The organism is Chryseobacterium sp. 22458, assembly GCF_052044975.1.
GTDB lineage: Bacteria > Bacteroidota > Bacteroidia > Flavobacteriales > Weeksellaceae > Chryseobacterium.
The window spans coordinates 1333395-1355878 of the sequence record NZ_JBQEOA010000001.1; the positions used below are offsets into that span (position 1 = coordinate 1333395).

The following is a 22484-nucleotide window of genomic DNA, read 5'->3' on the forward strand; positions in this document are numbered from 1 at the left end:
TTTATTTTTCATGTTATAGAAATAGAATTACAAATGCTTAATGAAATATTTCCCCAAGCTGATGCGAGCATCTTGCCCGTACCAAAAATAATTTCTAAAATTAGATTTATTTCTATACTTCAAAAAATCATACTGGCAGCTCTTAGAGTAAACAACACTTTACAAAATAGTAAAGTGTTGTTATTTCATACAGATACGAGCGAGACGCTCGCAACAGCTTAGGGCCATTATTGCTTCCTCCTCCGCCTCCTTTTTTCCCCATAGTCCCTGTCAACAGATCCTGAAACGCCCCCATTCCATTATTCTGGGCTATAAATTCCTGAAGTTCCGCACCATTACCCCCGCCGTTGGCATAAAAAGACCAAAGAGACATTGGAAACATCCATTGGCCTGTTCCTGGTCCGGAGCCATAGGCTTCCTCCCATCCGGATCTGTAAACGTCACAGGATTATTGTAAGCATAGTTATACAGTGAGTACCCCCCAACCGAGCATCTTGCTCGTACCAAACATAATTTCTAAAAAATTACACTTATTTTCCATGCTTCAAAAAATCATACTTGCAGCTCTTACAGTAAACAACACTCTACAAAATAGTAAAGTGTTGTTATTTCATACAGATACGAGCGAGACGCTCGCACCAACTCATGAGGGTAAAAATGAAACAATAAAACACGATCTTCACGGAATTATTGGAATCCTAGCAACAATATTATCTTCCAACACCTTATATCCTTTTTTTTCTACTAATGATCTTATATAATTTTGACAACCTAAAAGAACCACTGAATAATTATTATGTGTAGAGTTTAGTCTTAATATGTACTTTTTTTGATTATCGAGATCATACCATCCCGTAAGACTAAAAATACTTAGTATAACATATTTTTCTTCCCTTGGTTTTAAAATTATTAAATCAATGAAACAATCTTCATCATCAAATCTCTTATAAAATCCTTTTAAAATTGTTTTATCTGGGATAACAATATTTTCATCACATGTCATTACGAATTTATCATTTCTAAAACCATATGGATCGATAATGTAAGTATTATTTGTATTATTTATAACTTTAAACATATATGGATCTTTACCATCAAAAATTCTATTTAGCGAAATTTGTTTGCCTTCAAACAAAATATCAACTTCTTGTTTAGTATTTAGTTTTATCTGTGCATTAAGGTGAATAATACTGAATAGTAATAAAATTAGAAACTTCATATTATTAAAATGTATAGTTTAATAAAAATTTAGGGTATATCCCATTTCAACCTTAAAATTATCTTGGTTTGGATCCTTTACACCTGTCCAATCATAAACATATTTATATGCTCTATATTCCATTAAAGCGTTAATATTTGGTAATCTCCAAAAAACTTTATAAAAACCGCTAACATAGTCAATTGAATGAACTAATTCATGCAAAAATACTTCCGCAAATCTACTAATAGGTCCAGTATGTAAAGATATTGCATATATCATTTGTCCTTTACCATTAGTAATGCCCCAAGCTGGTTTTCCGCCACCAGCAACTAGGTTTCCATTTTTATTTATTGAAATTTTTTGGCTATCATTACTCTTCCATTCTGCAATAGCTCCTGCTTCATCAGCAAATTTTGCCCAACCAGAGCCTAAGTTCCACATATCTTTAAAAACTATTTGTAGAATTTCCAAAGCTTGTTTTGTTGTACAGTCATTATTAATTCCGCTATCTCCTAATTTTTGTCCAATCTATTCTGTAAAACTTTTTTAACAATTTTATTACCTCCCAAGTGCCCTAAATGATTCAATCCACTAGTAATAATTCCTTGCCTGAAACCATCCCAGAAGTTTCCTCCTGCAATGGTAGAGGAGATTCCGCCGGATAAGCCTCCCATGGTAAGCATTGTTGCCTTCATATAATCTCTTCCAAAGGTATTATAAACAGTTCTGGTATCGGTACTTGCACCAAAATTTATACCTAAACTTTGTATTCCACTGGCCATGAAGGAAGAATTTGCCCCGCTCAATTCTGCTGCTTCAAAGAGGGCTTTTCTCAAACTTAATCCACTGACTCAGATTCTTGTACTATAATAAATGCTTTTCCTTTCTTCTCATCAATATAAAAATTTGAAAAACTTACTTCGATATATGAGCTATATTTTATTTTATCATCTGAATTTATTAATTCCAAATTTTCATTTTGCAAATTATTTGTAATACTTTCTATATTAAATGAAAGATATTTTGATTGTTTATTAATATTAAATCCTTGTTTATTTATTAATTCAAAATAATCATTCTTGCAATTCTCTACTATATTAAAACCTTCAATTTCTACTATACTCTCACAATGATCATTAATAAAGTTCTTTGCACCTATTTTTTTTTGTACAGTAATACTAGAAAATTCCTTCTCGTTTTTTGGTAATCCATATAAATTTGAAATAAAATAATTAATATTTTCAATAATTATTTCTTGTCCGATTTCTTCTGTTGATTGACTTTTATGACAAGAAAAAAATAGTAAAGGTAAAAGGTAAAATGCAAAATACAACTTTAAAATTTCCAGTTAAATTTAATAGACATTTCATAAGCATTGTTTTTATTTATTGTAGTACCAAATGTTTTTATTTTCCCAATAATCACCATAATCTGAATATCTACTAGATTTTGGAGCATCACTGGGCAAAATAAGGCTTGCTCTTCCCCAATGTACAAATTCATGAAGTACTGTTTCTGCAAGAAGAAAAGATGTTGCCTGGATTGTTGTAGATAAAGATGCAGATTCTAAACCTCTGACGAAAATTGCAGATATAAAGCTTGCTTTTCCATATGGACTACTATATCCAGACTCACCATATTTTCCAGATTTAGAAAAATTCTTCAATAATATGACTTGCCCTTCAGTACTTTTAATATCCATATATTCTAATATTTTAGCTTTTTCAATACCTGAATCTACCGAAAGTTGATTTAATATTTGGGGATTTGCAGTTAAGTAGTCTTTCAATTTTGAAAGAACTTTAAAAAAGCGTGGATATTTCTCTTGTATTGATGCTAACGCTTGTTGTCTTGTTATTCCTTGACTTATTTCTTCCGTAACCATATGCCCCAAATAATTCAACCCACTGGTAATAATGCCCTGTCTGAAACCATCCCAGAAGTTTCCTCCGGCAATGGTAAGAGATTCCGAAGGATAAGCTCCCCATAATAAGCATTGTTCCCTTCATATAATATCTACCAAAGGCATTATAAACAGTTCTGATTTCTAATTAAATCTATGCTCAGATTTTATATTTTTGTTCGTTTATAGAATATTCTTGAACTCTCTTTAATCAAATTCTAATAGTATTTTTTCTGTCTTTAATTTACCATGAAATATTTTGATATTATTTCTTTTTAATGAGTCTAAATCTATGGGAGTTAAGTACTCTTTTATTTTAACACTATCAAAATCAATTTCTATCTGAATGAAATATTTTTTATTTTTCTTCAACGAAAAGTATGATCCAGTGGACTTAACCTGATCAACTAATAAAGCTATATCTCTATTAAAAATCTTTTTTTTCTTTGAATTTAGGAAAATACTATTTTTCTTCATTTCTCTATTACTAGCAAACCAATATAGATCTCTATGAAACCCCTTAGAGCTAAAATAATTCATGCTTATAGAGTCTGATTTGTAGCTTCTAAAATAGTTTCTGCTATTAATAAAAATATCTTTTTCATTTATACTATTATTTTTTTCGTCTTCAATAATTATCTTATTATCATTTATTATAGAAACTCCATCAATTCCTGTAGAACCAAAAGAATAAAATACATAGTCATATTTTGTTGGATTCTTTAAAATAAACTTATGATGAATATTGTTAGCCATGAATTTATTTTCAAAGAAATTGTAATCAACCTTTGAGCTACATGAGCAAAATAATATTAAAATAAAAACGAATAGATATTTCATTATAAAATATATTTATTGACCATATTGATTGTACAACCTAGTAGCTTCTAATTGCCAATTTTTAGATGTTTGTATACTATAATTGTAATCACTGCCTGAACCAGAATATGCAGCCTCCCACATGTATGCAGCTGCTTCAGAATTAGCTTGGGCATATTCTCTTGAATGAGAAGAAACAAAACTCTTCCACATAGAATGCATTCCTAGAGACTCATTCATAACATGTACTAATTCATGGCCTATAGTTCGAGCAACTCCAATCCATGTATCGGCTGTATCCCACCATAACTCAACAGTGCTTCCCCCATTACCATTTGGTGTTGTAACAGCTTGAGTAGGATTATTTGCGTCTCTTCCTATATTTTTAATTTTAAACCATACAACAGTTCCTTGCTTATTTTTCATAAATAATTCATTTAAAATAGGAACTTCTTTTACTAACCTTATTAGATCTTCTTTTCTTCCAGAAAATTTAGTATATGCATTGTCTTTACCCACAATTTTTTCTACTTGCTTAATTAATTTTTCAAAATTTGATCTATCCAAGCCTTCTGTTACTATATGTCCCAAATGATTCAATCCACTAGTAATAATTCCTTGTCTGAAACCATCCCAGAAGTTTCCTCCGGCAATGGTAGAGGAAATACCCCCAGACAAGCCTCCCATTACAAGCATTGTTGCCTTCATATAATCTCTGCCAAAAGTATTGTAAACTGTTCTGGTTTCTGTACTTGCACCAAAATTTATACCTAAACTTTGTATTCCACTGGCCATGAAGGAAGAAATTGCCCCGCTCAATGCTCCTGCTTCAAATTTTCCACCATCAATAGCAGACATAGCTCCACTTGTAAGGGCATGTGCCCCTGCTTCAAAGATAGCTTTTCCTACGGTAAGAACCTGTCCAAACAGTGAGGTCGCTGCGGCTCCAATCCCAAAACTTATAGCTCCGGAAACGGCTCCCATTACCGCCGCTTTTCCCATACCGTACCATACCGGGATGCCGCTTATCATATTCATGATGGCTTTGGTAGTGATTGCTACCGCAATTCCAATAATAATGGCAGTCCCTAATGTTATTGCTTCATTTCCATCGATATCTACATACAGCAAAGGATTATTATATACATATCCAAACCTGTTATAACTCTGGGTATTGAAAGGGTCCTTTACCAGATTATCCGGACTTAAGAATCTCCTTAGAACAGGATCATAGAGTCGGGCATTCATATTGATAAGCCCCACTTTCCAAAGATGTTCGTGCCCTGTGTATCCTCTGTCCAGAAATAATGTATAATTGCTGATGGCTGTAAGATCTGTAATCATCTGCCCTGCAACATTCACAATGCCTTTTAGATTACCCCATGCATCAAAGAAACGTTTTTCTACAACAGAACCATCTGTTTTAGAAATAGCCAGAATACTTCCTGTATTATCACGATGCAGGTAATAGTTAGCATTCTCTGCAAGGCTTCCTCCATTCAACACTTCCTTTTTGATGTAGTTGGCGGTGTAAGGATCTCCGGTAACGTAGGAGATTAGCTGTGTTTTGCCATTCGCTTCTTTGGTAATTTCTACCGCAAAATCTGATGAATAGAACTTCTGCTGTCCTGTAACAGAAGATTTCATCGAATACCTTGTTTTGAGAATATTGTACTCAAAACTCAAGTCTTCCTTGCCTGCCAGCGTAATTTGAAGCGGGCTTTTAAAGGCATTATATTTTATGGCCGCAAAACCCCTTTGTGCATTTACATTCTGTCCGTTAGTATTGAAGTCTATGCCCTGAAGTTTGTAATCTGCTTCATTATAATTGTATTTACCAAGTTCTGTATTGGAGGTTATTCTTCCTCTCTTATCATAAGTGTACTGGTTGGTTATAACACCATTTACAGCTTCTGTCAGTAATCTGTTGAGGAGATCATAAGTAAAATCTTCCTTTTTTCCAAAAATATTGTTTCTCCTGAAATTCAGAATCCCACGGGATGAATTCTGATTGTAATCCATATCCAGCGCCACATTTCCATTGTTGACATTCTGATGTTTGGTGTTAAATAAAGAATAATCGAGATCATAGTACTGGTTCACCAAGGTATATCCATTTCCATATTCGGTCTGCTTTACCTGCCCTCTCGCATTCACATCAGACAGATGCCATATCATAGCTCCTGTGGCATTGTCATTCTGCTGGATCAGAATTCCATTGGTATCATATACATTTTTAACAGTAGAGCTTGAAGTATAGTTAGGATTTACAAGGGTGGTAGACATACTTACAATATCGGCTCTTCCCAATGCATCGAAGGTAGTGGATGATGTATAAGTAAAATCGGGAGTCTGCTCTTTCTTACCCTTTATCCTGAAATATTGGTCATAATAAGTAGTGTAGGTAAATGTTTTTCCGTTGCTTATTCCTGTAATGGTTTCAGGAAGTTTGGTCTGACCATTGTAGGTGTAGGTCTTCTCTATAGCTGTATTTTCTGCTGCAGTATTCCCATAGGTCTTTTCCGTAAGAGGCCTTCCCAGATCATCATAGGTATAAAGGGTATATCCTTTTGGGTTGGTTTCTTTGGTAATTCTGCTTAGAACGTCATATTCATAGGTGAAAACGCCGGCTGAAGGATCTACCATTTTTGTTTTATTACCCCAACCATCAATTTCAAAGGTTGTTTTTATTCCTTCATAGTTTGTTTCTTTAATGGCTCCGTTAGGATAATAATAATAGTTGATAACACCACCATGATCTTGCTGTCTTATGGTATGTCCCATTGCATCAAGCGTTTTGGAAGTCTTCTTACTTACACCGTCATCTACAGTTACTTTCAACCCTTCATAGCAGGTTATAATTTCATATCCTTTGTAATCGATATTTTTTACCGGGCGGTTAAGTTCATCATATTCTATGGAGTTCCATCTTATGGGCTCCCCTTCATATAAAGGTTCTGAAAATTTTACTTTTCTGCCTAAAATATCATATTGGGTCTTTGCAGCAATCCATTTTCCATTAATAGCCTGTGTTTTAGACTGAATTTCTCTGTCAAACTTATCAAAAGTTACAATAGTCTCTGTTCCCCCTTCTCTTTTCTTATGAAGGTTATATAACCCACCTGTAGAAGCATCTGCTTCAGATTTGGATATGGTTGTTTTCTTTCCAAGAAAATCAGTGATTTCTTTGATATTTCCCCAGGAATCATAGGCATAAGCCGTGGTAAGCCCTAAAGGAGACACTTCAGATGATGTACGTCCCAGTGCATCAATAACAGCTGTGGAAGACAGTCCATCAGGTGTAATAGTTTTATTTACATATCTGCCCGTGCTTTCATATTCATATGTAGTAGTTTGTGATGTTACCCCGGTTGTAGATAAGGTTTGGGTTTTCAGGTTCCCAATATTATCATAAGTATATGAAGTAATAACAGGTGCTACCCCAGATTGGTTTCCATATTTTCTTGCCTGGGAAACACTTCCATCAGGAAAATAATCAGACTCGTCCCTGGTGGTAAAGGAAAGCCCGTTTTTAGAAACTATATTTTCGACAGATGCTATTTTCCCGTAGAAATAATGTTCTCCATTTGAAAACTCCGGCTTATAGCTGTAATTAGATATGGAAGAGCCTGCTCCGCTGAAATCCGTATAGACAGTTTTAAGCTTAAGATCATCTGCTTCATCATAAACATATTTTTTTCTAATGGTAACTTTTTTCAGATAATCTATTGAAATTTCATCTGTGGCAAGGATCATATATTGATGGTTGCCTTGATCAAATTTTTTATTAACGGTCAGATTTTCCGTAAAGAATTTATTAATACCTCCATAAGTGGTATTCATTACCATATTATCCATTTCAGGATATCTGGTTGTGATATTCCAGAAAACAGCATTTACAGGGTTTTTATTTATATATTTTCCATTTTTTATCTCAGATTCATATGCATCACTTGAATAAGTCTTTTGAAATCCCATAAAACCTTTCCCCTCCAGGTGTTGTATACCATTTTCATATCGGTATTCCTTCGTTAGGATTTTGTTATCGAAGAGCGTATGAATCTTCGCTACCAGATAAAGTGCAGGATTCGTTTTGTGAACATAATAAGGGTATCTAAGATCACCCTGTGGTCTATAAAGGTAAGTCACCTCACTATGATCTTGTGAGAAGTACTTATCCTTAGGAATCATGTTTCTGTATTCCACCCTTTGTAAAACATCCGTACCATTATTAACCTCCTGAATTTGTTTTTCAAGGAAATTACTGTTATCAATAACAATATCACTTGAAAAGCCTAATAAAGGATCATAAATATACACTCCTGATTGGGATGTGTTGAGGTAATCAAAATTTTTAGTAGAAAGAATAAGAGAAAGCGGAGATATTTTATTGTTCTCTAAAGAAAGAGTAGATAACTGTTGAAATGTGCCACCATTCAGATTTTTATTTTCATAAAAATTAATCCGGTTAGCAATTACGGAATTAAATGATTCATACACAAGAGGAGCAGTCATTCTGGTTAAATTACTACCAAGATTATCGATAGAAACGCCAGCCAGAGAACCATTGGCATTATATTTTACCTTTCCAAGTTTATTAAAGGTGATAATATCGGATCGTCCGTCATTGTTAAAATCAGTAATAACAATATTATGCGTAGAATATCTCGTATATGCATATTCATCGGGCTTCCCATTCCAGAATTTTTGCCAGAAAGTGGTCCTCTTAATATAATTGTTTTGAGAAGGCTTTAGGTAAGCTATTTTTTGTTGAGTATAATCTTCCTGGTTTTTTTCAAATGAAACCCCGTTTCCTGTGTATTTCCACCAAAGAAGTGTCTCAGTCTCCATTCTATAGTAAGTATCTGCAAGCTTCAGTCCGGAGTTATCATCCTCAGGGATTTCGTACACAGTTTGTGGAGTTATAAAATCAGTTAAGCCATCCCCATTAAAATCTCCTAGAAAAAGAGGCGTCTTACTTCCAAAATTGGAAAGAACAACATCTGATACCAAAGTACTCAGAGTATTGTTGCTGAAGTTTATTTTATAAACCGAATACTTTGCATTATACTTATCTACGACGAGTAATTCGGAAATACCATCTCCGTCAAATTCTATAGGATAAATGTCTTTACCATGAAAAAATAAAGTTTCATTAAGAATAACAGGGGGTGCCTGAACGGACATTCCAGAGTTTTGCTTTCCAATCTCTACCCAGTAAAGACGGTTTCCTCTGGTCAAATTTTTAGGTTCTATAATTAAGAAATCTACCAGACCGTCATTATTAAAATCTCCTTGTACATATTCCCTTCTGGTTTCATCACGGGTATAGGATGTTTCGTAGGTTCCATCACGGTAATTATCATATGGGTCTGGTGGGATATAGGTCTGAACTTCTACCATTCCTCCTTTTACTGGAACAATTACTTTTCTCTGTTCGCCAGTAATCAGATTTTTGACTTCAAAAGTAACTTCATCTTTCAGCTGTTGATTTGAAGGGTTGTTAGGATTAATTTCGTCAGCAGTTCCTACAGGTATTTCATTTACAACTATGAGCTGATCTTTTTCCGTTATTTTATTATTCAAATCCAGTACTTTGCCAGAAAACAACAAAGTTCCTGAATTATTAATAGAAATACCCGAAACATGAGTAGAGGTTTCTCCTGCACCTACTTTTATATTATATCCACTAGTAATCCTTTCCTGGAAAATAGGCTGCATTTTGTTATTATCACTGGATAGAAAATTTCCCACTGTTACACTTCCCAGTCCTGTAGTATTGCTCCCTAATGTAGATTGTGGACTTCCACTGGTCATTTTTACTGTTCCCTGGAAAGATGTATTATAATTAAAATTAAGCGGTTTTAGGGTTTCTCCGTTTTCATTTGTGACAATAACTGTTCTTAAACGTTCTACAGTGTTATCTTCAATAAAGTCATGAGTAAGTATATATTTTCTGTATAGAGGCGTATATGTAGATCCTGTAGCTACTTCTGATAAGACTTTTGATGTGATATAAGCTATTCCTTTTCTAAAGGCCTTAATATTTTTTTGTCTCACCTTATATGTGAAGTTGATATAAAACTTATCATTGGCAGAACTTGTTCCTCCGTACGAAATTTTTGTAATAATTGGAACGTTATTTTCAAGCAGGTAAGAATAATGAATTTCATTATTAAATGAATCTGCGAAAGATGAAATATAAAACTGTCCGTTTATCAGTTCTTTATATTTGGCAACTTTTCCATCAGGATATTGGATGATAAATTGGTACTCACCTGATGAAGGCCTGCTTATTTTAACTTTAGAAAATTTTTCTGTAACAAAAGTGGTCTCATTAATTTTAATTAATCTTTGACCATCTAAATAATAAGGATCTGTATTATCAAACTGACTTCCTATCGTAATACCATCTATTTCCTTACTCTTGCCACCACGTGATATCATAGAAAGTCCTACTATGTTCCATCCCCATCCGGCCGGTCCGTTTCCTGCCAAACTATTATATGTAAGTGATATATTAGGTTGAAAACTATTCATTCCCTTTACAACTTCTATTGGAAGTGTATAAGTGAGAGCTCCTGACTCATTTACATTCATTTCTGCTTTCACAGAAGGATCCAAAATATTAGAATGGATTGTTTTGCGGCTAGAAAGATTGCTTTCCGCATAACCTGATGTGCTGTATTGTATTGGAATCTCCTTTGTCTGCTGAGAAGGAAATAAGGATAAGAGGATAAATAGGGAAAATAAGGAATATATTTTTGATCTCATTTGTGAAATTACCATTTTAAAATATTTTTAGATACTACCTGCCCGGAAGTTAAAGTGAAATTGGCTACAAATGTTCCTGGAAGCTGATTCTGCATATTGAATGAAGTAGTATTGGATCCGGGAATGTAATTGTATAATTGAACTCCTGTAGAAGTAAAAATCTGAAGATTTTGAATTTTGCCCAAAGCAGCTCCAGACCAAGAAATGGCCACATTGTAACCACTGGTTGAGGTAACAGGATTAGGATAGATAGTGATATTACTTTTTATTTCTTCCAGTTCGTCAGCTGAAAATCCAGACGATCCCACAGGCGAAGTAGCGCTACCACTGCAATTAGTACCCAAAATCATATTTCCTGCACTGTCATAGGAGAAACAACTGCTTCCATTCCCACTATAAGAGCCGGAAGGACTCTCAGAAATTTTTTCAATATTAATTGAACATATTTTATTAACAAGGATATTTACATTATTGGACCAGTCCAGGAAATAATAGTAATTTTGGTGCTCATCTTTTACAACTTCATCATAACTTATCATATCCGGAACAAATGTTGCTTCTAAAGGATTAGGTGTGGCAGTGTAATTATAGATATCATAACTATTGGGTTGATTATTGGGGTCTATTGTAGATTGTGGATTAGGATGGTGTTGTATCGATTTTATAGTATAGTATGCTGAGGGTGTATTCCATATCCTTGGTACAAGATTGGTTTTGGGTTCATCCCTGAACTCCCACTTCATGAAACTTTTTTCAAAAAGTATATATCCATTAAGGGAGTATCCTAATGCAATACGATCTTTTTTATTTCTTAAAAGGATTTGATCCTGATATATAATCTGCTTTTCTTTACCCACTGTGGTAGCAAACAGTTCCGGGAATACAGTAGTATTGTAGGTAGAAGGACTGTAAGCAACGATCATAAACTCTCCACTCTTAATGGTTGTTTCAGGAAACCAAAATATTCCCTGCAGATCTTTTAAGTACCAGTTTTTAAGATTAATATCCTTATCACTGTAGTTGTAAATTTCAACAAATTCTCCCCTGTGATGTCTTTTAGAGTTCACCTCTGTAATTACTCCGTTGATTTCTTTTTCGTAACGAAGCATCTCATTAAAGGGAGTATTATAATAAACCTCAGTAATAAGAAGCTGAGAATAAAATAAACTTCCACCAGATATAAATAAAAGAACAGAAATAATAGATTTCATTCTCATGTATGTTTAGTATTTTGATGTGATTATTGCCCCTGATTAATACTCCTTAAAGGTTATTAATCAGTCTTTGAAGATTTTGAGTGTGAACGATTTTAGCAAAGTTTCTATTCTGATTAATTAATGCTAATGATTGTATAAGGTTGTCAGAAGATTCAATAAATGATTGAGGATTAATAACAATACTCAATATCCTGTTTTTTCCCTCATTATCTCCATTTTTCACATAATAGTGTGCAATCAGCATATTCATACGATCTATGGTATGTGTATTGGAGATTCCATACATATTCTTACATTGCTTCAGTATTTTATCTTTTGCACTATTGAGCTGATTGCTCAAAATATCTAGTTTAATTTTTCGAGTAATCAATTCAAATTTCTTCTCAGGAGTATCTGTTTCAGTCTCTAAAAATGAGAGCAAAGAAATTGTTGTTGTAGGAGAAAGGGATATATGCTGATGATAAGCTTTTTTAATGTGAGCATCAAGTAAAGCTAAGGCAGACCAAAAACTTTTTTTCAGCGTATGGTTTTGTGTTTCTATAGAAATTAAGATATCATATTTATGTTGAAGTTTTGATAAATCCCGAATATACTTTAAGAATAGGGGATCGCTTTTATCTACTGTATCATAATATGAAATAGCCTTATTCAAGGCTTCTGCATTGTTTTTTTCTTTTCTGTGCTTCTTGCAGGAATGTGCGTAAAGCTCCCGGATATGTTGATCCCGATCTTTGGATAAAGGTTTTGCCAATAATATACTAAGCTTCGTGTCTATTTCATTAGCTGTAAGAAGGGAAAACCTATTTTTAAATTTTTTACAATTTTCTTTTTTATAGAGTTTTAAAGCTTTATTTTTATGAGGATTTTGAGAATCTGCGCTGCATTCAACCATTTTACAGATTTTTGAATATTGCTTATCATTTTTTTTGCCTCTTGCATTTATATTACTAAATCCTTCATATTTTTCTTTCACCTCAGCGAGCAGATTTCCATTAAAGGCAATTAAGTTTTTTATTTTCCTATTGCCTAAAGAAGCATTCATATATTCTTTGTAAAGTCTTTTTTTAAGATCTATATTCTCAGGTTTTAAGGCTACGGCCGCTCTAAACATAAGGATAACTTCCCATTCTTTATTTTTTTGAGACAATAAAGTTTTTCTCATCCCATCATAAGCCCTTATTTCATTTGGAAACCGGCTAATAATCTGTTCGTAAATCTGTTTTGCCTGATTATACTTTTTTTGTTTTCTTAGATTAGATGCTGCTTTCAGCAATGCATTGACATCTACTGGAAGATGTTCGTGATTTTCTTTTGAAAATATGAATTTTGGAATAAATAATGAGAAAACTCCTAAAGAACTTAGGTGTAAGAATTTTTTTCTGTTCATCAATTATAGTTTTTTTAAAAGGAGAAGAGAGGATTACAAGCCCCTATTTTGGCACCACGAGAGTTATAAATTCAAATGTTTGACTTCTCCTTGTTGGCAAATATAAAATTATTTTTAAAAAAAATCACAAAAAAACAATAAAAAAACACTTTGATATTGTAATATTATCAACAAATAAATTATTTGATTATTTTATTAATAAATACAGTGACTTTTTAATGAAATAACAACATAAATTTCGTATTATATGAAATTTTTAACCTTGTCGTGGAAAAGACTAAAGGAAAAAGATTGAATTTAGAAAAGCAAGAGGCAAGATGTAAATAATAAATTAGACAATACCAGAAAAATACATGAACGATTTACCACATTATAAAATCCGATACCAAAACTTAGAAATGGAATTACAAAATCAGAAACTAAAAAAAACTTGACATCACGAAAAGTCCAAGTAGCAGACTATCTCACCTAATGCGTAGTTACTGTATTTCCTGTGTATTAACGTCTCAGATCATTTCAGTCTTAGCAGCATCAACGGTATTTAGTTTAAAGATAAAATGATATCCCAATACAATTACTTCGAATTCTTAATCTGCAGCGCCCGCTGATAAAAAGACTGGCTGGCAAGTTTTTCTTCAGCTTCATCAATAGCTGTCAGCAGGTTATTTCTATTATCTGCAATATCTCCTAAAACCGTTGCCATGAGTTCCCATACCGGCTTCATTTTTTCAATCAGATCTTTACCTTTGGCAGTTAAACTGAATAATCTTTTACGTTCATCCTGTTTATCTTTTTGCCACTGTATCAGTTCCAGTTTTTCCAGTTCCTTCAGCAGGGTTATGGTAGATGGATGGGTATACCCTATTTCATTGGCAATTTCGACAACACTGGCCAGTTCTTTCTGATAAATGGTAAAAATGACGGGAAACCACTTCAGCTCAAAGTCGATTCCGAAAGCTTTGTAGATCATCGCTCCATCTTTTCTCAGCTGTTCACTGAGGCGGTGTAGTCTTGTGGATATGGCAAGAATACCTGCTTCGTTGATCACATTCATATGGAGTCATTTTTTAAATTTAAATGATAAAAAATATCATCAGCACTCATTAACGGGAATAGCGCCGGAAGCTTTTCTTTTTCAATCTTCGTAAAATGATTTCTTTCGTAGAAACGCTGAGCTGCCTTCAGTACAGTAATGGTTCCTAAGTACAGATCATCAATTCCATTTTCATGACAGAATGAGATTAAAATCTGAAGTAATATCTGCGCCATGTTCAGCTCTTTTCCCCTGAAATCTTTTTTCACAAACATTTTTCTGATCGCTCCTGCCCTTTCGTCAAATTTCACCAGAGCAATAGATCCCACAAGCTCTCCATCAATAAAAGCGCCCCAGAAGTTTCCCCCTTTTTCCTGATAAAAGCTTTCAATCTGCATCAGGTCCGGCTGGTCTTCTACCGTAATAGGAATATTAAATTCCTTCTGCTGAATCGTCAGAATCAGATCTACAGCCTGTTCTGAATATGAATTGTCTAAAGGTTGAATCTGTAATTTCATAGCGTAAATATTAAAGTATAAAACTACGTAGTTAAATACATATATACAAATAAATTGTAATCTTTAAAAGATTTTAACACCGCTTAAATAAGCATAAAAGGAATTTCCATATATGGGCATAATTAATTAATTTTCTGCATCATAATAATTAAGCTCAAGCCCTTACATAATGAAAATAGAAAACCTGAAGCCTTTTAAAGGCCAGCATTGTGAAACTACAGCCACTGGAACTTTACTGCAGCAAATCGGAATTGAGCTTTCCGAACCCATGCTTTTCGGTCTGGGGGAAGGCCTCGGTTTTATCTATTGGAATATGAAAACAATGGCTTCTCCTTTTATTGGCGGCCGCATAAAAACTGATCTGCTGACCCGGAATATTGCCAGAAATTTAAATCTTGAATTAAAGGTTAAGGAGACTTCGTCCTCACAAAAAGCCTGGAATGATGTAAAAGAGCTTCTTGACAACGGGCAGACTGTAGGATTGAAACTGGATTGTTATCATCTGGAATATTTTTCAAATCCCTTTCATTTTGCAGGTCATTATGCTGCCATTTACGGCTATGATCATCAGAATGCTTTCCTGGTAGATACCATGCAACAGGGCGGATTGGTGCAAACATCCTTAGAAAGCCTGGCATTGGCAAGAGCGGAAAAAGGCCCAATGGCTTCTAAAAATCTATACTATACCCTAAAGAAAACAGGTAAAGAAACCGACCTTAGGAAGATACTCCCTAAAGCTATCAGAAATAATGCTACTGAATACCTGAATCCTCCTATCACCAATATCTCTTATAAAGGAATTTTAAAAACCAGTAATGAAATTGTAAAATGGTTTCATGCAAGCAAAGATATTGAAGGGGAATTTAAACTAACGGCCATGATGATGGAAAAAGCTGGGACAGGAGGAGCACTTTTCAGAAATCTGTACCGTGATTTTCTAAAGGAAAGTAATGAGCTGCTTCAACTTGACCTGTTAAAAACCGGCTATGAAGCATTTACAGAAATTGCAGAGCTCTGGACATCTGTAGCAAAGCTGTTTGAAAAAGTAAGCGAAACAAAAGAATTAAGATACATCCGGCAGGCTTCAGATCTCTTAAAAACCATATCAGAAAAAGAGAAGCATACCATGGAACTGCTGGCAACCTTATAACCGGCTCGCAGCAATTTTCACCTATAAAAAAACGTGTGCCATTACTGACACACGTTCTTATGATCTACTGCAAAATATTTCTATTTCCAGCCCCCGCCTAAAGCCTGATAAAGCTCAACGGCCGCCTTCATTTTATTGTATTGTGCATTGGAAATATTAAGTTCCGCATTCAATGAGTTCACACTGGCGTTCAATACCTCAAGGTAGTTGGCCATACCGTAGTTGACCAGTTCCTGGGAATAGTCAACTGATTTTTTGTAGGCATCCAGCTCTTTTTGTTTCAATTCTATGAAAGAATCCTGAACGGAAAAAACCCTGATCGCATCGGAAACTTCTTTCCCGGCTGTAAGAACTGTTTTTCTGAAGTTCAGGTAAGCCGTTTCCTTATTGGCAAGACTTACATCGTAATTCGTCTTAATCGTTCTTCTGTTCAGAATAGGCTGTGCCAGTCCTCCTACAATATTGGCAAATAATGAATTTACACTGAAAAGGTGGTCAATGTCCACAGACTGTACCCCACCTGTTCCCGTAAGTTTCAGTGTAGGATAAAACTGGGCTTTGGCAGCATTGGTCAGCTCAAATGCATTCATTAAGTTGTATTCTGCTCTCATAACATCCGGACGGTTAGCCAATAATTGGGCAGGATACCCTAGTCTCAGATCTATTGGAAGTTTTTGTCCCTGCAAAGTAGATCTTTCAATGGTGTGAGAAGACTCGCCCATCAAAAGGCTCATGGTATTTTCAAGCAACTGGATCTGGGTATCAATATCTATCAGTAAAGATTTTGCGTTGAAAACAAGGGCTTCACTCTGCTGTACGGCTACTTCAGTAAGCGTTCCGGAAGCTTTCAGTGCTCTTGTAGTCTCAAGGTTCTTTTCACGTACTGCAATGGTCTCTGTAATGATTTTTTTCTGAGCATCAAAAGTCAACAGCTGATAATAAGCTGAAGCAATAGAAGCAACCAGACTGCTTTTTACTGCTTTGTGGGCAGCAACGGTTCCCAGATACGTGGCCAGCTGTGCTTTTTCCTGTGCTCTCAGTTTTCCCCAGATATCTGCTTCCCATCCGATACTTGCCGTAATGTCAAATTGGTTGACATAACGTCTTTCCCCGATGATCTGTCCGAACTGAGTGTTGATAGACTGAGTCTGGAACGTATAGTTGGGCCCGATAGAAAGTGTCGGCTGATAAGCTGCCTTGCTTTGTTTAAGGTATGCTTCCGCAGAATTAATACTTTCCAAAGCAATTCTGATATCCAGATTATTATCAAGTGCCTTAGAAATATGCCCCTGCAGTATAGGATCGGTAAATATCTCTTTCCATGAAATATTGGCGATGCTGGCACTGTCTGAAGGAAGCATATCTGTACGGAAAAGCTTCTCGTCTACAACGTTTTTAGGCCTTTCATACTCTTTCCTGGCCATACAGGAAGTGATAGCTCCAAGTATAACTGCTGAAAAAGTGATTCCTTTTATGATATTTAATAAACTCTTCATTGTTTTTAATTAGAAGTTAGAGTTTAGAAGTTAGAAGTTAGTTTTTAGACTCATCTCTAATTTCTAACTTCTAATTTCTTAAATCTTAATTTTATTCGGCTAAATTGATATCTTCTTTTTTAATAGGTTTGATCTTCTCCTGTATCGTTTCAAAGATCACATACAGGACAGGAATCACGAAAAGTCCTAAAACAGTACCTATCAATAATCCGATAGCCGCACCGGTTGCAATGGATCTGTTACCTACCGCCCCGATTCCGCTTGCCAGAACCAATGGTAATAAACCGAATATAAAGGCAAATGATGTCATCAGAATTGGTCTTACCCTGGCTTTAGCCGCATTGATAGCTGACATGACAATGGTTTCACCGTGATGTCTTCTCTGAACGGCAAATTCCACAATAAGGATCGCATTTTTCGCCAGTAGTCCTACAAGCATGATCAATGCAATCTGGAAATAAATATTGTTTTCCAAGCCCATAATCTTCTGTCCGAAATAAGCTCCCATTACCCCAAGAGGAAGAGAGATCACAACGATCAGCGGAAGGATGTAACTTTCATACTGTGCAGAAAGGATAAAGTAAACAAAGATCAGACTCAATCCGAAAATCAGAAGGGTTTGAGATCCTGAATTCAATTCTTCTCTTGTCAACCCGGTAAATTCTACTGCATAGTTTTGATTCAGGGTTTCACTAGCCACCTGCTGTACAGCAGTAATAGCATCTCCGGAACTGTACCCATCAGAGTTCGCTCCTGTCACCTTTACTGAAGTAAACAGGTTATAACGGCTTACAGATTGTGGTCCGTATGCTTTTTTCAATGTTACAAACTGTGAAATCGGAGACATAATACCTGATCCTGTTCTGATATAAAGCTCGTTCAGATTTTCAATATTCTTTCTGTTTTCAGGAAGTGCCTGAACCATCACTCTGAACTGTTTACCGTACTTGGTAAAATCCGCAGTATAAATACCTCCAATATAACCCTGCATGGTAGCCAGAATTTCATTTACAGAAACCCCAAGCTGTTTGCTCAAAGGAACATTGATCTCCATCTGATACTGAGGGTATTTTGTGTTGAATGAAGTCTGTGCAAACTGAATTTCCGGCCTCTGCATCAGCTTACCGATGAATTCATTGGTTTTATTATCAAGATCAGCATAATCTCCGCCTGATTTATCAAGCAATACCATTTCAAAACCGGCACTACTACCAAATCCCGGTACACTTGGAGGTTGGAAGAATACTACTTTGGCATCAGGAACGGCACCTACAATTCCAAATAATCTTTTAGTGATCTCTTCAGAAGTCTGACCATCTTTTTTTCTTTCTTCAAAAGGTTTCAGCTTAACAAAGGCCAGACCGTTGTTACTTCCGTTGCCTGATAAGAATCCTCTCCCGGTAGAAATCGTTACATTCTGTACACCCGGAACTTTCAATGCTTTAGCCTGAAGAGTTTTCAATGCGTTATAGGTTCTTTCCATAGAAGCTCCCGGAGGAAGCTGAACATCCGTAAAGATAATTCCTCTGTCTTCTGTAGGTACAAACCCTTTCTTCATACTGCTGCTTGCCCAGAATAAGATCACTCCGGTAACAGCAAAAATAACAAGGGTTACCCATTTATGTCTTAACAAGAATACAAATCCTCTTCCGTAACGCTCAGTAGTTGTTTTAAAAGCAATATTAAACTTATAGAAGAACTTCTGTAGCAGGTTCAGGTTTTGATACTCTTTATGATGCTCTGCATGAGGTTTCAGGAATAATGAACATAAAACCGGACTCAAAGTTAATGCGTTAATCGCAGAAATGATGATGGCTATGATCAGCGTAATCCCAAACTGCTGGTAAAATACCCCTGTAGGTCCCGTAATGAACGTCACCGGAATAAATACGGCAGCCATTACCAAAGTAATAGAAATAATAGCCCCTGTAATTTCATCCATCGCTTCTACGGTTGCTTTCTTAGCATCAGAAATCCCATGTTCCATCTTTGCGTGAACGGCCTCGACGACGACAATGGCGTCATCCACCACAATACCGATCGCAAGTACCAATGCAAACAGGGTTAAGAGGTTTAACGAATATCCGAAGAGATTCAGGAAGAAGAACGCTCCTACAATAGATACCGGAACCGCAATGGCCGGAATCAGGGTAGATCTGAAGTCCTGAAGGAAAATATATACTACAATAAATACCAGAATGAAGGCTTCAATCAGTGTATGTACTACCTTTTCGATAGAAGCTTCAAGGAATTCATTGGTATCAAAGTTGAAAGTATATTTGATTCCCTGCGGAAAAGTTCCTTCTGCTGATTTCAGATACGCTTTGATATTTTTAATAATCTCCTGGGCATTGGATCCCGGAGTCTGGAAAATCCCCATACTGATGGAAGGATTGTTTCCGTTCTCCCCGATTCCTGTATAAGACTGACCTGCCAATTCTACTTTGGCAACGTCTTTCAGCATCAGGTTTTGTCCGTTTGCAAGAGATTTGATGATAATATTATCGTACTGTTCTTTATCGTTGAATTTACCTACATATTTGATGATATATTCAAAAGAACTTCCGCTGTTTTGTCCGATAGAACCTGCTGCTGCTTCTCTACTCTGCTCGTTGATCGCATTGGTAACATCCGTAGGAGTTACACTGTAGGCAGCCATTTTTGCAGGGTCCAGCCAGATTCTCATTGAGTAGTTTTTACCTCCGAAAACGTTGGCATCCCCTACACCATTTACCCTTTTAAGGTTTGGAATAATATTGATATTCAAAAAGTTCTGAAGGTATACATCATCAAGGTCTTTATTTTCAGAATAGAAAGACATATACATCAGGGCACTGGTCTGCTGTTTCTGAGTAACAACCCCAGATCTTGTTACTTCGGAAGGCAGAAGCGGTGTTGCTCTGGCTACACGGTTCTGTACGTTTACCGCTGCAATATCCGGATCTATTCCTTGCTTGAAGAAAACCTGGATCTGAGCAGAACCGTCATTCCCGGCACTGGAAGTGATATAATCCATTCCTTCCACCCCGTTGATCTGCTCTTCCAAAGGTACTACAACACTTTTCATCACCGTTTCAGCATTGGCTCCCGTATAGTTTGCAGAAACACTTACTGTGGGTGGTGCAATATCCGGATACTGTGTAACCGGTAACGAGATCAGCCCCAGCACACCGAGAATCACAATCAGGATTGAGATTACGGTAGATAAAACCGGTCTGTTAATAAAGTTTTTTATCATTAGAATTTCGGTTTTATTGATTGAACAAGACTATCCATTTTGATAGGTTTCGGCTTTACAGCTGTTCCCGGTTTCAGACCTCCGATACCTGCTGCAATCACAGTTTCACCTTTATTCACCCCAGATTTGATAAGAGCCATATTGTCTATCCTGTCGATAACATTCACCACAACATTTCTTGCAGTATCTCCTTTGTCTACTTTGTATACGTAAACAATCCCCTGTTGTTCGTAAGTGGCACTTTCAGGAACTACAAGAACATTATCATAATTCTGAGGGAATCTGATGGTTCCGCTATTTCCGTTGCTTAATAATTTCTGAGCATTGGAGAATGCCACTCTGAACTGAATGGTTCCCGTTGTAGGGTCAATCTGCCCTGTAATGGCTTCAATTCTTCCTTTTTCAGGATAAAGGCTTCCGTTTGCCAACTGAAGCTCAACCATCGGCAGGTTTTTGATTTTTTCAGGCATTGATGCCCCCGGCACCTTTTCAAGGAAATTAAAATACTCTTTCTCATTCATTGCGAAATAGGCAAAGATCTCAGAAGTATCAGAAATTGTTGTAAGAGGAGTCTGATCAGACGGTCCTACCAAACTTCCAACTTTCAAAGGAAGTCTTCCGATTACTCCTGAAATAGGGGCACGGATGATAGAATACTCAATATTGGCCTCTACACCTTTATAATTGGCAACAGCCTGTTTTTTGGCTGCTGTTGCCTGCTGCAACTGAGCCTGGGCCTGGGCAAGATTTGCCTGGGCAGTTTGCAATTGTACGTTACTGATAATGTTTTTCTGTACCAGAGGTTTCAGTTTGTTTACTTCAACCTGAGCCGCATTTACAGAAGCCTGAGCTGCTGCAATACTGGATTCTGATGCTGCAATTCCGGCTTTGGAAGCAGCTGCATTCTCACTCAGAATATTGGTTTCCAGACGGAACAAAGGCTGCCCTTTGGTCACATATTGTCCTTCATCCACCAATACCTGGGTAATATATCCCTGTATTTTGGCACGTACATCATTGTTTACCCTACCCTGGATAGTAGCCGGAAACGTCTGGTAACCCACTATATTTTTCGACTCCACAGAAACAACAGGGTACGGCTTGGCACCATCCTGTTTCGGAGCTTCTTTTTTGCAGGCCGTAAGTGAAAGCGCTGCAATGGAAAGTATAACTAGCTTATTATTCATTTTATAGTTTATTAAGAGATTCCTGAATATTTTCTATGTTTTTATTTAAGAGTGCTTTGTAAACTTCTATTCTTTCGTTGTATCCATCGTCTTTACTTTTTTTAAAATTGTTTAAATCATCTAGTAGTTTTAATTCGTCCTGCATTTTCTGGACAATTTTCTCGAACCGAATTTTTTTGTATTCGTCATTGATAAAAAAATACCGTTTCCGCTCATCCATCTTGTTATGATCAACAATTAGCTGAGCATTAAGCAAGAGTGAAATACTTGTGGAAACAGAACTTTTGCTCGCAGAAAGCACTTCCACAAACTCATCAAAAGTAATTCCTACTTTCTCATAGTCAAAAAGAAGGTAGGAATATATTTTTGAAGCTAAAGGAGGTAAGCTGAACACGGTGCCATAAAATTTTACGGCATCCTGAAATATTTTTTCATCAATTTCTATACTTTGGTGCATAATATAAAAATTTGAACAAAAGTAAAAATTAGTTCAGAACCAAACGAACAAAGATGATAGAGTTTATAAATAAAGACTCTTTTAAAAATTCAATGAAAGTTGAT

17 protein-coding genes are annotated in these 22484 nt (G+C 35.8%); 1 reads left to right on the top strand and 16 read right to left on the bottom strand.

The window, feature by feature from the left end; all coding sequences use genetic code 11:
- Nucleotides 1-142: 142 nt before the first annotated feature.
- From ACTJJF_RS05935 to ACTJJF_RS05990, 12 genes are all read right to left on the bottom strand, one after another.
- Nucleotides 143-382 carry a hypothetical protein gene (locus ACTJJF_RS05935; RefSeq protein WP_440699021.1) on the bottom strand — a complete coding sequence of 80 codons (240 nt, stop codon included), beginning with the start codon at nt 380-382 and terminating at the stop codon, nt 143-145.
- Nucleotides 383-679: 297 nt separating this feature from the next.
- A complete protein-coding gene (locus ACTJJF_RS05940; RefSeq protein ID WP_440699022.1) occupies nt 680-1219 on the bottom strand; it encodes a hypothetical protein in 540 nt (179 codons plus the stop codon).
- Nucleotides 1220-1237: 18 nt separating this feature from the next.
- On the bottom strand, nt 1238-1672 hold the full coding sequence (locus tag ACTJJF_RS05945; protein ID WP_440699023.1) for a hypothetical protein: 435 nt from the start codon (nt 1670-1672) through the stop codon (nt 1238-1240).
- A gap of 41 nt (nt 1673-1713) precedes the next feature.
- The gene (locus ACTJJF_RS05950) at nt 1714-2037 is read right to left on the bottom strand and encodes a hypothetical protein (protein ID WP_440699024.1); all 324 of its coding nucleotides are present in this window, start codon (nt 2035-2037) and stop codon (nt 1714-1716) included.
- Nucleotides 2038-2039: 2 nt separating this feature from the next.
- Nucleotides 2040-2534: a hypothetical protein gene (locus ACTJJF_RS05955; protein WP_440699025.1), complete on the bottom strand. Its 495-nt coding sequence runs from the start codon at nt 2532-2534 to the stop codon at nt 2040-2042.
- 48 nt (nt 2535-2582) lie between these two features.
- Nucleotides 2583-3086: a hypothetical protein gene (locus tag ACTJJF_RS05960; RefSeq protein ID WP_440699026.1), complete on the bottom strand. Its 504-nt coding sequence runs from the start codon at nt 3084-3086 to the stop codon at nt 2583-2585.
- A gap of 225 nt (nt 3087-3311) precedes the next feature.
- A complete protein-coding gene (locus ACTJJF_RS05965; protein WP_440699027.1) occupies nt 3312-3860 on the bottom strand; it encodes a hypothetical protein in 549 nt (182 codons plus the stop codon).
- A gap of 96 nt (nt 3861-3956) precedes the next feature.
- Nucleotides 3957-10697 (bottom strand): RHS repeat-associated core domain-containing protein, encoded by a 6741-nt coding sequence (locus ACTJJF_RS05970; RefSeq protein WP_440699028.1) that lies wholly within the window; start codon nt 10695-10697, stop codon nt 3957-3959.
- Nucleotides 10698-10705: 8 nt separating this feature from the next.
- Nucleotides 10706-11908, bottom strand: coding sequence for a lamin tail domain-containing protein (locus tag ACTJJF_RS05975; RefSeq protein ID WP_440699029.1), 1203 nt, complete (start codon nt 11906-11908; stop codon nt 10706-10708).
- A gap of 52 nt (nt 11909-11960) precedes the next feature.
- Nucleotides 11961-13301: a tetratricopeptide repeat protein gene (locus tag ACTJJF_RS05980; RefSeq protein ID WP_440699030.1), complete on the bottom strand. Its 1341-nt coding sequence runs from the start codon at nt 13299-13301 to the stop codon at nt 11961-11963.
- 574 nt (nt 13302-13875) lie between these two features.
- A complete protein-coding gene (locus ACTJJF_RS05985; RefSeq protein ID WP_312303790.1) occupies nt 13876-14355 on the bottom strand; it encodes a MarR family winged helix-turn-helix transcriptional regulator in 480 nt (159 codons plus the stop codon).
- Nucleotides 14352-14852, bottom strand: a complete 501-nt coding sequence (locus ACTJJF_RS05990) for a GNAT family N-acetyltransferase (protein ID WP_440699031.1) — start codon at nt 14850-14852, stop codon at nt 14352-14354. The genes ACTJJF_RS05985 and ACTJJF_RS05990 overlap by 4 nt, the downstream gene beginning before the upstream one ends.
- Before the next feature lie 169 nt (nt 14853-15021).
- Here ACTJJF_RS05990 and ACTJJF_RS05995 point away from each other — a divergent pair, with 169 nt between their 5' ends.
- Entirely contained in the window at nt 15022-16002 is a 981-nt protein-coding gene (locus ACTJJF_RS05995) for a BtrH N-terminal domain-containing protein (protein WP_440699032.1), read from the top strand.
- Nucleotides 16003-16082: 80 nt separating this feature from the next.
- On the opposite strand, the gene ACTJJF_RS06000 is transcribed toward ACTJJF_RS05995, so the two are convergent.
- From ACTJJF_RS06000 to ACTJJF_RS06015, 4 genes are all read right to left on the bottom strand, one after another.
- A complete protein-coding gene (locus tag ACTJJF_RS06000) occupies nt 16083-17498 on the bottom strand; it encodes an efflux transporter outer membrane subunit (protein ID WP_312303801.1) in 1416 nt (471 codons plus the stop codon).
- Between the two features lie 91 nt (nt 17499-17589).
- Nucleotides 17590-20736: an efflux RND transporter permease subunit gene (locus ACTJJF_RS06005; protein WP_440699033.1), complete on the bottom strand. Its 3147-nt coding sequence runs from the start codon at nt 20734-20736 to the stop codon at nt 17590-17592.
- The gene (locus tag ACTJJF_RS06010) at nt 20736-21923 is read right to left on the bottom strand and encodes an efflux RND transporter periplasmic adaptor subunit (protein ID WP_312303809.1); all 1188 of its coding nucleotides are present in this window, start codon (nt 21921-21923) and stop codon (nt 20736-20738) included. The genes ACTJJF_RS06005 and ACTJJF_RS06010 overlap by 1 nt, the downstream gene beginning before the upstream one ends.
- Before the next feature lies 1 nt (nt 21924).
- Nucleotides 21925-22380, bottom strand: a complete 456-nt coding sequence (locus ACTJJF_RS06015; protein WP_065394571.1) for a transcriptional regulator — start codon at nt 22378-22380, stop codon at nt 21925-21927.
- Nucleotides 22381-22484 lie beyond the last annotated feature (104 nt).